The sequence below is a fragment of the Burkholderia sp. Ac-20384 genome, assembly GCF_017104605.1.
Lineage (GTDB): Bacteria > Pseudomonadota > Gammaproteobacteria > Burkholderiales > Burkholderiaceae > Burkholderia > Burkholderia lata.
Map to the genome: position 1 here is coordinate 1 of NZ_JAAGPE010000276.1, position 12,497 is coordinate 12,497.

Below are 12,497 nucleotides of genomic sequence, written 5' to 3' on the forward strand. Positions count from 1 at the left end.
CCTATGCGCCGGTCGACGGCAGTGCCGCACCGGCGGCGGAGGTGTCGCCGGCTAACGCCGCGCTGCTCGACGACTGGCGCACCTACTTTACCGACGCCGCGCTGCAGGCGTGGATCGACGCGGCGCTCGCGAACAACCGCGACCTGCGGGTCGCGGCCGGGCGCCTCGAGGAAGCGCGCGCGCTGTACGGCGTGCAGCGCGCGGACCTGATGCCGTCGGTCGATGCGAATCTGGGCTATGACCGTGCGCGCCAGTACGACCCGGTCGTACGCGAAAGCGCGATCAGCGGGCTGTATCGCGCGGGCGTCGGCGTCAGCGCGTACGAGCTCGACCTGTTCGGCCGCGTGCGCAGCCTGTCCGACGCGGCGCTCGCCGAATATTTCGCGACGGCGAACGCGCAACGCACGGTTCGCATCGGCGTGATCGCCGACGTGGCGGGCGCCTATGTATCGGAGCGCTCGCTGCACGAGCAGCTCGCGCTGGCGCAGCGCACGCTGGATGCTCGCCAACGCATGGCCGCGCTCACGCAGCGCCGCTATGCGGCTGGCACGAGCGACGCGATCGAGCTGCGCTCGGCCGAGATGCTGGTGGCATCCGCGCGCGCGTCGCAGGCCGCGCTGGAGCGCGAGCATGCGCAGTCCGTGCGGGCGCTGCAGTTGCTCGCGGGCGACTTCGCGCGCAACGTGCCCGACGACATGACCGCGCTCGACACGCTGTCGATCGCGCCGGTGGCGCCCGGCGCACCGAGTACGCTGCTCGAACGGCGGCCGGACATCCGGCAGGCGGAGGCACGGCTCAAGGCCGCCAACGCGCAGATCGGCGCCGCGCGCGCGGCGTTCTTCCCGCGCATCACGCTGACGAGCGACTACGGCTCGGTCAGCGACGCGTTCTCGAGCCTGTTCACCGGCGGCACGAGCGTGTGGACGTTCGCGCCGCGCCTCACGCTGCCCATCTTCGCGGGCGGCCGCAATCGCGCGAATCTCGACGTCGCGAACGCACGCAAGCACATCGCGGTTGCCGATTACGAGAAGACGGTGCAGACCGCGTTCCGCGAGGTGGCCGACGCATTCGCCGCGCGCGACTGGATCGATCGCCAGCTTGCCGCGCAGCAGGACGTGTATGCGGCCGACGGCGCGCGGCTGAAGCTCGCCGAGCGTCGCTACGCGGGCGGTGTCGCGACGTATCTCGAACTGCTCGACGCACAGCGCAGCACCTACGAGTCGGGGCAGGAGCTGATCCGGCTCAAGCAGCTCAGGCTCGCGAATGCGATCACGTTGTACCGCGCGCTCGGCGGCGGCTGGTCGCCCGCGTCGGCGGAGGCCGCAGCTTCCGCGTAATGCCCGTCGCCTGACGCGACCACGCGTCGGGCGGCATCACGGCGGCAGCACGCCTCGACGTGCTGCTGCCGCTTCCTTCGATCCCTACCGCTGTTCCAGCGAATCTTTCCCCACTGACAGGCCGGCCAGGACGTTTTTCATCCTGCAGCAGCGCGCATGGGCGCGTTCCGGAAACCCCTCGTCCTGCGACCGCTCATGTCGCGATTCCGCGCAAACGTGTGCGGGTCATTTTTCCTTCTTTCTCTCATGCGACACGGCCCGGATGACGGGCTCCGGCGGCCGCTCATCCGGGCGATTTAGGATCTGGAATTGACAATTGAATTAACCATATATTGGAAATAATGAGGGCGGCAAAGTGTCGCAGCAAAACGTTTGTATTCATGTCGCAATCGTTTGCGAGAAAAAATTGCATTGATTGAATCGATCTTTAATTTCCTGTTTGTTGAAAATGATTTGATATTGGCGTTGTCGTCCGGCAACGATGGCGGCGTTGGACAATGTTTTGTCCTTTTCGTGGATGATTTTGCCGGAGCCAATGCCAGCAAGGCGGAGCAGGGCGGCCGAGGCTGTCTATCGAAAATGTCTTTAATCTTCAATTGCTTCCATCAAATAGAAAAGGACTGCGGATAAAAATCGCGTGATTGAAAATTGACGGGAAATAGTGCGGGTTTAGAGGGCTAAATCGAACATTGTCAGAAGCATTTGACAATGATTTACAGAAAACTTTCACGATTATCTCGATAATGCCGCCTCGTGACGGACGGGAGCCAACCACACGCTGCCGTTTGTGTCCGCCACGTCATCTATTCCATTTGCACTCCTTACGGGAAACGTCATGAAAAAATCCCTCCTGACCGCTGTCGCACTCGCGGCCCTGTCGACCTCGGCCTTCGCAGCGGGCACCGGCACGATCACCTTCAAGGGCGAGATCGTCGCGGGCGCATGCGGCATCGATTCGGGTTCGGTCAACCAGACCGTGCAACTCGGCAAGGTGCCGACCAACGCGTTCACGAAGGCTGGCGACAAGTCCCAGTCGGTTCCGTTCCAGATCACGCTGACGGATTGCGATACCAGCGTTGCGAAGCAGGCGAAGTTCACGTTCACGGGCACGTCGAACGCAACGCAGCCGAAGCTGCTCGCGACGATCGGTTCCGCGACCAACGTCGGCATCCGTCTGCAGAGCGCGTCGGGTGAAGACCTCGACAACGGCGTCGAGCAAGCTGCGCCGACGCTGCTGTCGAATGGCAACAACATCGTGACGTTCGGCGCGCGCTACGAAGCGACGGCTGCCGGCGTGACGCCGGGTACGGCCGACAGCGTCGCGAACTTCACGGTTCGCTACGAGTAAGCGCCTGTATCGGAGGAGGGGTGCGTGCATCCCTTCCTCCCTCTGCTTTCCTTCCTGTTTTCTCCTCCTCGGACTTCCGGTAGCGCCGCGTGCGAATCAGACATTCCTTCCTTTGCGTCTCCGTGCTGGTTGTCGGCAGCCAGAGCCATGCGACGGAATTCAATTCGTCGTTTCTCGACATCGACGGAACGAGCAACGTCGACCTGTCGCAGTTCTCGCAGGCCGACTTCACGCTGCCGGGCGAGTACATGCTCGACGTGCAGGTCAACGATCTGTTCCTCGGGCTGCAGGCGATCGAGTTCGTGGCCGTCGACACGTCCGGTGCGGGCAAGCCATGCCTGCGTCCGGAACTCGTCGCGCGGTTCGGCCTGAAGCCGTCGCTCGCGAAGGACCTGCCGCGTTTCCAGGGCGGAAGCTGCGTCGACCTGACGGCGATCGAAGGCGCAACCGTGCGTTACCTGAAAAGCGACGGGCGGCTCAAGATCACGATTCCGCAGGCCGCGCTCGAGTTCACCGATTCGACCTACCTGCCGCCGGAGAACTGGTCCGAAGGGATTCCCGGTGCGATGCTCGACTATCGCGTGATCGCGAACACGAACCGCAGTTTCGGTGCGGACGGCGGGCAGAACAATTCGATCCAGGCCTACGGGACGATCGGCGCGAACTGGGATGCGTGGCGCTTTCGCGGCGACTACCAGGCGCAATCGAACTCGGGCAACAAGGCATACGCGGACCGCACGTTCCGCTTCAGCCGGCTTTATGCATTTCGCGCGCTGCCGTCGATCCAGTCGACGGCGACGTTCGGCGAGGACTACCTGAGCTCGGATATTTTCGACACGTTCGCGCTGACGGGCGCGTCGATCCGCAGCGACGACCGCATGCTGCCGCCTTCGCTGCGCGGCTACGCGCCGCTGATCTCGGGCGTCGCGCGCACCAACGCGACCGTGACCGTGTCGCAGGCGGGCCGCGTGCTGTACGTGACGCGCGTGTCGCCGGGCGCCTTCGCGCTGCAGAACATCAACACGAGCGTGCAGGGCACGCTCGACGTCGCGGTCGAGGAAGAGGACGGCAGCGTGCAGCGCTTCCAGGTGACGACGGCCGCCGTGCCGTTCCTCGCGCGTGCCGGGCAATTGCGCTACAAGATGGCGCTCGGCAAGCCGCGCCAGTTCGGCGGCGCCGGCATCACGCCGTTCTTCGGTTTCGGCGAAGCGGCATACGGCCTGCCGCTGGACTTCACCGTGTACGGCGGTTTCATCGCCGCATCGGGCTATACGTCGATCGCGCTGGGCGTCGGCCGCGATTTCGGTACGTTCGGCGCGCTGTCGGCCGACGTCACGCATGCGCGGGCTCGCCTGTGGTGGAACGGCGCGACACGCAACGGCAACTCGTACCGCGTCAACTATTCGAAGCACTTCGACGGGCTCGACGCCGACGTGCGCTTCTTCGGCTACCGTTTTTCGGAGCGCGAATACACGAACTTCGCGCAGTTCACGGGCGACCCGACCTCGTATGGTCTTGCCAACAGCAAGCAGCGCTATTCGGCATCGATGTCGAAGCGCTTCGGCGACACGTCGACCTATTTCTCGTACGACCAGACGACTTACTGGGCGCGCGAGTCCGAGCAGCGCGTCGGCATCACGCTGACGCGCTCGTTCTCGATCGGTGCGCTGCGCAACCTAAGCGTGAACCTGTCGGCATTTCGCACGCAGAGCGCGGGCGGGAGCGGCAACCAGTTCTCCATCAACGCGACGCTGCCGATCGGCGTCAAACACACCCTCACGTCGAACGTGACGACGGGTAGCGGCAGCACGAGCGTGAATGCCGGCTACATCTACGACGATTCGGCCGGCCGCACCTACCAGATCAACACGGGCGCGACCGACGGCCGTGCATCGGCGAACGCGAGCTTCCGGCAGCGCTCGTCGACGTACCAGCTCAACGCGCAGGCGTCGACGCTCGCCAATTCGTATGCGGCCGCGTCGCTCGAGGTCGACGGCTCGTTCGTCGCGACGCAGTACGGCATCTCCGCGCACGCGAACGGCAACGCGGGCGATACGCGCTTGCTGGTGTCGACCGACGGTGTGCCCGACGTGCCGCTGTCCGGCTCGCTCACCCATACCGATTCGCGCGGCTATGGGGTGCTCGACGGGATCTCGCCGTACAACGTGTACGACGCGACCGTCAACGTCGAGAAGCTGCCGCTCGAAGTGCAGGTGACGAACCCGATCCAGCGCATGGTGCTGACCGACGGCGCGATCGGCTTCGTGAAGTTCACCGCCGCGCGCGGCAGCAACCTGTACCTGACGCTGACCGACGCGGCCGGCAAGCCGCTGCCGTTCGGTGCGTCGGTGCAGGACGCGGCGAACGGCAAGGAACTCGGCATCGTCGGCGAGGGTGGCGCGGCGTTCCTGACCCAGGTTCAGCCGAAATCCACGCTCGCGGTGCGGGCGGGCGAACGCACGCTTTGCACGGTCGACACACTGCCGAACCAGCTCCAACTCGAAGGCACGCCGATCCCGGTGACGTGCCAGACACCCGGCGAGTCGCATGCAGCGGCCGCGCGGGTCGAACGATGATTCCACGGATCCTGCGATGAACCATTTCTTCTCCCTTTCCTTTTCGCGGCGCGCATGGGGCGTGTTCGCAACCGCCGGCGCGCTGCTCGCGGGCGCCGCGCACGCGGCGATCGTGCCGGACCGCACGCGCGTGATCTTCAACGAAGGCGAACGGGCCGCGATCGTCACGATCACCAACAAGAGCACGACCTATCCGTACCTCGTGCAGTCGTGGCTCGAGGACGCGAAACACAACAAGATCACGTCGCCGCTGATGGTCGTGCCGCCGCTGCAGCGCGTCGAGGCGAACGAGCGCAACGTGCTGCGGATCGCGAAGCTGCCGGGTGCCGACCTGCCGGCCGATCGCGAAACGGTGTTCTACCTGAACATCCGCGAAGTGCCGCCGAAAAGCGATACGCCGAACTCGCTGCAGATCGCGCTGCATACGCAGATGAAGCTGTTCTATCGGCCGAAGGGCGTGCAGCCGGTGCGCGACGAGGACTGGACGCTGCCGATGACATTGCGCGTGGACGCGGCCGCGCACAGGCTGGTGTTCGACAATCCGACGCCGTACCACATCACGATCGTCGACGTGGCGTCGGGCGCACAGAAGACGCCCGTGCCGCTGGACCCGGTGATGGTCAGCCCGATGAGCACGGCCGACGTGCCGTTCAAGGCCTCGATGCCGTCGACGCTGTTCGTCACGCATGTGGACGACTACGGCGGCCAGGTGGCGGTCGAGTATGCGTGTGAGGCCGGTGCCTGCAAGAGCGTGAAGAAATGAGCGGGGGCGCAAGACAACGCGTGTCGCCGCTCGCGTCGTGGCTGCGCTGGGTCGTGCTCGCGATGCTGATCGCGGCGGTGCAGCCGGCATGGGCGCTGCGCTGCCTGAGCGACGGTGGCGCGGATTCGCTTACCGAGCCGATCGGCGGTGTCGCATCGTATCCGACGGACGCGCAGGACGGGTACGTGATCTGGGTATCGCCGCCGCGCACGACGACGGGGTACTGCTACAAGGACTACGGCGGCAGCGCACTGGACTTTTCCGAGAAGGTTTACTTCTACGCGAACCCCAGATCGCAGGATCCCGCCGCATGGGGGCTGGAGATCGGCATTCGCTATGGTGGCCAGGACTATTTCGGCCTGGGTAGCGGGCCGAGCGCGCGCGTGGAAACCACCACCACCGTGGGTCCGTGCTCGCGCACTGACTTTCAATGGGGGCGCTGCGAGAAGGTGCCGCTCAGCATTACGTATCAGGTGGTGATACGCAAGAAGGGCCAATGGATGCAGCCGCCGAACGACATCTATGCGGTCTTCCAGTTCGACGGCAGAGGCGGCCTCAACGCGGCCCGATCGAGTTTTCAGTACCGGCTGAGCGGGTTGTCGCGCCTGAAGCCGACACCGTGCCTGGTCGACGTGCTGGTGACGCCCGAGCCCGGCATCGTCAATTTCGGCCAGGTGCAGGCGTCCGGCAATGGCTTCCTGCCGGCCGTGCCGCGCCGGCGGTTCTCGTTGTCGCTGACGAAGAAATGCAGCATCCCGATTCGCGTCGACGGTTATTTCGAGGCGACCAAGGGCACCGTGCAGAACGGTTTGCTGGTACCGGCGACGAACAGCAACTTCGGGATCGGCCTCGAGGATAGCCAGGGGAAGGCGATCGAGTTCAACAAGCAGTTCACGCTCACGCAGTTTGCGGCCAACGTCGCGAATCAGACCGTGTTGCTCGATGCGGTGCTCAAGTCGTTCGGACCACCGAAGATCGGGCCGTTCGATGCGTCCGCCACGATCCGGATTTTCCTGTATTGAGCGTTGCGCGGTATGAGCGACGTGTGTCGCAAAGAGACGTCGCCTGCACCGGAATTTCATTGACGAACCGACGGAGGAGAAGGAGATGCATCCGAGACGCTGTATCGTTGCGGCCATGCTGGCCGTGTCGGCAATGAGTGCGGTTCACGCACAGACTGTATCGGCGGGCGGTTATTCATTGACCGTCCTCGGGGATTTGGGCGGGCCACGCAACAGTCGCGCCTATGGTTCGACCGTCAGCGCGGACGAGAAGACGATTGCGGGCTTTTACCGGCGTGACGAGGCACCGTCCGATGTCGTGGCATTTTCGTGGTCTGCGGCGACGGGATGGCAGGAACTTGCCGCGCCGGCAAATGCGATCGATTCGAGCGTGCGGGCCGTGTCCGCCGACGGACGTATCAGCGTTGGATCGATCAGTACGCCCCGGATCGACAGCAGCAACGGCGAGAGGTGGGCCGTGCGCTGGCCGGGCGACGGTCGCGCGCAGAACCTCTTCCAGGGTGTCTCCGAAAAGTACATGATCGGAGCCGCCGAGGTGACGAATCGAGACGGCTCCATCGTGGCCGGCAGTTTCTATAGCTTCGCCAGTGGCAACGCGATGTTCCGCTGGGACCCGCACGGCGGTTTTCGGCAATTGACTGTCGGCGATTTCGCCGGCCAGTTCCTTGCGATGAATCAGGCGGGCGACGCCGCAACGGGCTTTGTCGGCAATGTCGATGGCGTGTATGGCTCGCGCGCGTTCATCTGGACTGAACGTTCGGGCATTCGAATGCTGCCGACGAGCGATGCCAGCGCGACGAAGTGGGATATGGGTTGGGGCGTGACGGCCGATGGGCAGACGGTCGTCGGCAGCATCGCGACCGGGCAGATTCTTGACACACCCGGGGGTAGCGCAATGCTCGCGACGGAAGCGGCACGCTGGACGAACGGAGGTACCGTCGTCGAGCGACTCGGGATGTTCGACGGCGACAACTACAGCAGTGCGTCGGCCGTCAGCGCGGACGGCCGCGTGGTGATCGGCAGTTCGGGTAACAGTAAGGATTTCGCGGAACGCACCTTTATCTGGACACGAGAAAGCGGCTTGCGCAGCCTCGATGCGCTGCTGCAATCGGCGGGTGTTTCCGTCGGCACACTGAGCTTGACCGGCCTGATCGGACTGAGTCCGGACGGGCAGACGATCACGGGCCAGGGATACCGAGAGGACGACCCGGCCGGCCGGCCTCAGTTCTGGCAGGTGCATATCGATGCGGCGACGTTGCGGGCCTTGCCGGCTGCTGCACCGGGTGCGGACGCCCGGCGCGCGCAGGCATCGATGCTGAAGCTCGATGCGCGGGCATTGGCGACGAAACGCTCGGCGGCAATGCGCGGCGATGTATGCCGCACCCCGACCGGTCGTGCGTTGCTCGTTCGATGCAGATCGCTGCCGCAGCGTCCGTAAGACGAAAAAACGCCGGCAAGCCGGCGTTTTTCACATCTGCTGCGCGATGCTCAGCGCACCCAGCGGCACATCTTGTGATGGTGATGATCGAAGTGACACACGCGGTGCGGATGCGCTTCGGCGATGGCCGGGACGAGCACGGCCGCGGCGAGCGCCGCGACGGTCAGGGTTTTGAGTAGCGTCTTCATGTTGAGGTCCTGTCGTTGAATAGCGGATCACGGGAGCGGCAGCGCATTACCACTGCGGCCGCTGATCGTCGCGATGGTCGTCCCGGCGATCGTCGCGGCGGTCGTCATGCCCGGCGGGATGCTGAGCCTCCCAGTCGCGGCGCTCCCAGTAGCGATTTCCGTCCCAGTAACGATCGCCATGCCAGCCGATCGTGACTTCGGCCGGGCCAGGATAGGCAACGCATCCGGTGAGCATCACGCTCGACAGCGCACCAATCATGACAGCGGATAACACGATGGATTTCATGTTGTTCTCCCTTGGAAACGGCACGTCGATCGTACGAGCCCTCAAAATTTCACGTGGTAATAAGTTGCTACCGCACATGACAGGCGCAAGCGTTTCGTCAGAACCGTGAAAGGGCGTGTCGGTGCAGGCGCCAACCATGTGCGCCGCACGGACGCGCCAGTGGCCGCGTGCCGCGACCACCGGCTGGTGTCCTATCTGTCAAAGCAACGATTTCGCCGATTGTTCAGACAAATCCTGACAACCGAAAGGGATATCTCGTAATCGGATTGAGAATGATTTGCGTTTACGTTAAATTGCGCTATCTCGGAATTTGACGGAGCAGATCGATGGCGATGGCGGAAGTGCTCGACCGACCGGCGGCGGCAGCGGCGAACCCGTTCCTCGGCAGTTTTTCCGACCGGCCGCCGCGTGCGCGCCGGACCGCGGAACCCCGTGCGCAGGGCGCGTTGCTCGACGTGCTGATCTCGCATCGCGCGATGCTCGTCAATGTCGCGCGCGGCTTCGTCGGCTGCGCGAGCCGCGCCGAGGACGTCGTGCACGACGTGTTCGTGAAGCTCGTCGAATTCCCGAACCAGGACGCGGTGCGCCAGCCGGTCGCGTACGTGACGCGGATGGTGCGCAATGCGTCGATCGATGCGTGCCGCCGGCAAAGCCTCGAGAACGTCTATCACACGGAAGAGGACGACGGCTTCGACGTGCCGTCGCCCGAGCCGACGCCGGAAGCCGCGCTGCTGACGCGCGATACGCTGCGGCGCGTGTGGGCGGCGCTCGACGACCTGCCGGCGCGCAGCCGCGCGGCCTTCGAGATGGTGCGGCTGCGCGAGGAGACGCTGCAGACCGCGGCGCGCGCGCTGAATGTATCGCAGACGCTTGTGCATTTCATGGTGCGCGACGCGGAGCGCCACTGCGCGGAATGCCTCGACGCATGCCATCGCGGTGTCGCGTGCCCGGTGTTCCTGGGCGGCCGCGCACGGCGCCGGTAAAAAACCGCGCCGGCCAATCGTCTATCAGACAGGAGCGGCCGAAACCGCCGCTTCGCCACCTTCAACCGCCTCAGCGATTTCCGATCATGACGCAAGCCACGACGCCTTCCGCCGACACCGACGACCTCGTCTATACGGTCGTCATCAACGACGAAGAACAGTATTCGATCTGGCCGACGTTCCGGCCCGTGCCGGCCGGCTGGCGCGAGATCGGCGTGAGCGGCCCGAAAGCCGACTGTCTCGCGCACATCGAGACCGTCTGGACCGACATGCGCCCCGCGAGCCTGCGCCGCGCGATGGACGGCGAGCGCGCATCGCGCGCGTCGTGACCTGCTGCGCCGCGACCCGGCGCACCACCTGAAGAGGACGTTGCATGACCCTGCTTTCGTTGCCGACGCTCGACGACCTGCGTATCGAGCCGGGGCTGCCCACCGTCGTGTCGCCGCGCGGCAGCGATGGAATGTCGATCGACGATGTTGCGCCGCTGGCGCGCGAGATCGCGGCCGACACGCTCGAACGGGCGGGCGGCGTGCTGTTCACGGGTTTTCACGTGCCGTCGATCGACACGTTCCAGCAGTTCGCGGCGTCGTTCGGCGATCCGCTGATCGGCTATGAATACGCATCGACGCCGCGCAGCCAGGTCGAAGGCGCGGTCTACACGTCGACCGAATACCCGCCGCACCGCGCGATTCCGCTGCACAACGAGCAGTCGTACACGCGCGAATGGCCGCTGCGGATCTGGTTCCACTGCGCGCTCGCGGCGCCGAAGGGCGGTGCGACGCCGATCGCGGACAGCCGCGCCGTCTACCGCGCGCTCGATCCTGCGCTGATTGCGCGCTTCGAGAAGCGCGAACTGCTGTACGTGCGCAATTTCGGGCAGGGGCTCGACCTGCCGTGGCAGCAGTCGTTCGGCACCGACGAGCCGGCCGAGGTCGAACGGATGTGCGCAGTGCGCGGCATCGAATGCGCGTGGCGCACGGACGACGACGGCGAGCTGCTGCTGCGCACCCGCGAACGTTGCCAGGCTGTTGCGCGCCATCCGCGCACCGGCGATCGCGTGTGGTTCAACCAGGCGAACCTGTTTCACCTGTCGGCGCTCGACGACGACATGCAGGAAGCGCTCGTCGACGCGGTCGGGCTCGAGAACGTGCCGCGCAACGTGTATTACGGCGACGGCGAACCGCTCGAAGCCGACGCGCTCGCGGAGATCCGCGGCGTGCTCGACCAGCAGCGCATCGTGTTCCCGTGGCGCACGGGCGACGTGCTGATGCTCGACAACATGCTGACCGCGCATGCACGTGACCCGTTCGAGGGGCCGCGCAAGGTCGTGGTCGCGATGGCGCAGAGTTACACGGTCCCGCGCGACCGAACGGAGGATTGATGACGCGTAGTACCGCCGCGCTTGCCGCGCGCGGGCTGTCGGTAGGGTATCGCGACCATGTCGTGATCGACGGGCTGGACCTGTCGATCGCGGCCGGCCGCGTAACCGCGCTGTGCGGACCGAACGGCTGCGGCAAGAGCACGCTGCTGCGCACGCTCGCGGGCCTGCAGCCCGCGCGTGCCGGCCATGTCGAAGTCAACGGCCAGCCGCTCGCGTCGTTTCGCCGTCGCGCGCTCGCGCGCGAGCTCACGATGCTCGCGCAGTTCAACCAGATTCCGTCGGGGCTCACCGTGCGCGAGCTCGTCGCGTACGGGCGCTATGCGTACGGCGGCTTCCTGCGCGGGCTGTCGCGCGCCGATCACCTGGCGATCGACGAGGCGCTCGAGACGAGCGGCCTCGCCGACGACGCGAACCGTGACGTCGGCGCGCTGTCGGGCGGCGAGCGTCAGCGCGCGTGGATCGCGATGGCGCTTGCGCAGCAGGCGCCGATCGTGCTGCTCGACGAACCGACGACCTATCTCGACATCCATCACCAGCTCGACATCCTCGATGCGCTGCGTACGCTGAACCGCACGCGCGGCCTGACGATCGTGTGGGTGCTGCACGACCTGAACCAGGCGGCCGCGTACAGCGACGAGATCGTGCTGATGCGTGCGGGCCGCCTCGTTGCGCAGGGCACGCCCGACGCGATGCTCGATCCGGCGCGGCTGCGCGCGGCGTTCGGCGTCGAGATGCTGAAGCTTTCGCACCCGCAGACGGGCGCGCCGATGTGCGTGCCGGCCTACGGGCCGACGACCGACGGCGTGCCGCAGGTGGCCGGCGTCCTCGACCGGGATCTCGCCGTATGACGACGCTCGCGATGCGCAAGCGCCTCGCGGCGGCGGGGAAGGGCCCGGCATCGGGCCGGGCCGGCGCGATCGCGCTCGGCCTCGTCACGTTGATCGCGCTACTCGCGGTGCTGCGCGTCGCCCCCGATCTGCGCGTGTGGTGGGACGCCGTGCCCGGCAGCGATGCCGCTGCGCTCGCGCACGTGTTCCTGTTCGACCTCAACCTGCCGCGCGTCGCCGCCGCGCTTGTCGCGGGAGGCTGCCTCGGCATCGCGGGCGCGAGATCGGACGGGCACACCGCCGGACTCCACTCACGTCCTGTTATCTCCTCTGCCGTCTCATGCTTGA

General features: G+C 65.7%; 13 protein-coding genes and 1 pseudogene. 12 read left to right on the forward strand and 2 right to left on the reverse strand.

Annotated elements, in window-relative coordinates:
* The 7 genes from G3O00_RS33465 to G3O00_RS33495 form a co-directional block, all read left to right on the forward strand.
* On the forward strand, positions 1–1,337 hold a 1,337-nt coding region (locus tag G3O00_RS33465), incomplete at its 5' end, for an efflux transporter outer membrane subunit (RefSeq protein WP_206145549.1).
* A 411-nt stretch (positions 1,338–1,748) separates the two neighbouring features.
* Positions 1,749–1,967, forward strand: coding sequence for a hypothetical protein (locus tag G3O00_RS33470; protein ID WP_206145550.1), 219 nt, complete (start codon positions 1,749–1,751; stop codon positions 1,965–1,967).
* Positions 1,968–2,172: 205 nt separating this feature from the next.
* Complete coding sequence (locus G3O00_RS33475) at positions 2,173–2,685, forward strand: fimbrial protein (RefSeq protein WP_175043830.1); 513 nt, start codon at positions 2,173–2,175, stop codon at positions 2,683–2,685.
* Positions 2,686–2,807: 122 nt separating this feature from the next.
* A complete protein-coding gene (locus tag G3O00_RS33480; protein WP_206145551.1) occupies positions 2,808–5,261 on the forward strand; it encodes a fimbria/pilus outer membrane usher protein in 2,454 nt (817 codons plus the stop codon).
* Between the two features lie 16 nt (positions 5,262–5,277).
* Positions 5,278–6,024 carry a molecular chaperone gene (locus tag G3O00_RS33485; RefSeq protein WP_206145552.1) on the forward strand — a complete coding sequence of 249 codons (747 nt, stop codon included), beginning with the start codon at positions 5,278–5,280 and terminating at the stop codon, positions 6,022–6,024.
* Positions 6,021–7,046, forward strand: coding sequence for a fimbrial protein (locus G3O00_RS33490; RefSeq protein WP_206145553.1), 1,026 nt, complete (start codon positions 6,021–6,023; stop codon positions 7,044–7,046). The genes G3O00_RS33485 and G3O00_RS33490 overlap by 4 nt, the downstream gene beginning before the upstream one ends.
* An 85-nt stretch (positions 7,047–7,131) precedes the next feature.
* The gene (locus G3O00_RS33495; protein ID WP_206145554.1) at positions 7,132–8,484 is read left to right on the forward strand and encodes a calcium-binding protein; all 1,353 of its coding nucleotides are present in this window, start codon (positions 7,132–7,134) and stop codon (positions 8,482–8,484) included.
* Positions 8,485–8,534: 50 nt separating this feature from the next.
* On the opposite strand, the gene G3O00_RS33500 is transcribed toward G3O00_RS33495, so the two are convergent.
* Both G3O00_RS33500 and G3O00_RS33505 read right to left on the reverse strand, forming a co-directional pair.
* Complete coding sequence (locus tag G3O00_RS33500) at positions 8,535–8,672, reverse strand: HHHH-motif protein (protein WP_011351930.1); 138 nt, start codon at positions 8,670–8,672, stop codon at positions 8,535–8,537.
* Positions 8,673–8,718: 46 nt separating this feature from the next.
* The gene (locus tag G3O00_RS33505) at positions 8,719–8,958 is read right to left on the reverse strand and encodes a hypothetical protein (RefSeq protein ID WP_041492825.1); all 240 of its coding nucleotides are present in this window, start codon (positions 8,956–8,958) and stop codon (positions 8,719–8,721) included.
* A gap of 326 nt (positions 8,959–9,284) precedes the next feature.
* Here G3O00_RS33505 and G3O00_RS33510 point away from each other — a divergent pair, with 326 nt between their 5' ends.
* The 5 genes and pseudogenes from G3O00_RS33510 to G3O00_RS33530 all read left to right on the forward strand — a co-directional run.
* Positions 9,285–9,941 (forward strand): RNA polymerase factor sigma-70, encoded by a 657-nt coding sequence (locus G3O00_RS33510; RefSeq protein ID WP_174931497.1) that lies wholly within the window; start codon positions 9,285–9,287, stop codon positions 9,939–9,941.
* Positions 9,942–10,027: 86 nt separating this feature from the next.
* Entirely contained in the window at positions 10,028–10,270 is a 243-nt protein-coding gene (locus tag G3O00_RS33515) for an MbtH family NRPS accessory protein (RefSeq protein WP_011351933.1), read from the forward strand.
* A gap of 44 nt (positions 10,271–10,314) precedes the next feature.
* Positions 10,315–11,322, forward strand: a complete 1,008-nt coding sequence (locus tag G3O00_RS33520; RefSeq protein WP_011351934.1) for a TauD/TfdA family dioxygenase — start codon at positions 10,315–10,317, stop codon at positions 11,320–11,322.
* Positions 11,322–12,170, forward strand: coding sequence for an ABC transporter ATP-binding protein (locus tag G3O00_RS33525; protein ID WP_206145555.1), 849 nt, complete (start codon positions 11,322–11,324; stop codon positions 12,168–12,170). The genes G3O00_RS33520 and G3O00_RS33525 overlap by 1 nt, the downstream gene beginning before the upstream one ends.
* Positions 12,167–12,497, forward strand: a pseudogene (locus G3O00_RS33530) (hypothetical protein); the annotation flags it as partial. The gene G3O00_RS33525 and the pseudogene G3O00_RS33530, both read left to right, overlap by 4 nt.

Coding starts and splice junctions, on each gene's coding strand:
- G3O00_RS33475 (WP_175043830.1), top strand. CDS start 2,173: ATGAAAAAATCCCTCCTGACCGCTGTCGCACTCGCGGCCCTGTCGACC.
- G3O00_RS33485 (WP_206145552.1), top strand. CDS start 5,278: ATGAACCATTTCTTCTCCCTTTCCTTTTCGCGGCGCGCATGGGGCGTG.
- G3O00_RS33490 (WP_206145553.1), top strand. CDS start 6,021: ATGAGCGGGGGCGCAAGACAACGCGTGTCGCCGCTCGCGTCGTGGCTG.
- G3O00_RS33495 (WP_206145554.1), top strand. CDS start 7,132: ATGCATCCGAGACGCTGTATCGTTGCGGCCATGCTGGCCGTGTCGGCA.
- G3O00_RS33500 (WP_011351930.1), bottom strand. CDS start 8,672: ATGAAGACGCTACTCAAAACCCTGACCGTCGCGGCGCTCGCCGCGGCC.
- G3O00_RS33505 (WP_041492825.1), bottom strand. CDS start 8,958: ATGAAATCCATCGTGTTATCCGCTGTCATGATTGGTGCGCTGTCGAGC.
- G3O00_RS33510 (WP_174931497.1), top strand. CDS start 9,285: ATGGCGATGGCGGAAGTGCTCGACCGACCGGCGGCGGCAGCGGCGAAC.
- G3O00_RS33515 (WP_011351933.1), top strand. CDS start 10,028: ATGACGCAAGCCACGACGCCTTCCGCCGACACCGACGACCTCGTCTAT.
- G3O00_RS33520 (WP_011351934.1), top strand. CDS start 10,315: ATGACCCTGCTTTCGTTGCCGACGCTCGACGACCTGCGTATCGAGCCG.
- G3O00_RS33525 (WP_206145555.1), top strand. CDS start 11,322: ATGACGCGTAGTACCGCCGCGCTTGCCGCGCGCGGGCTGTCGGTAGGG.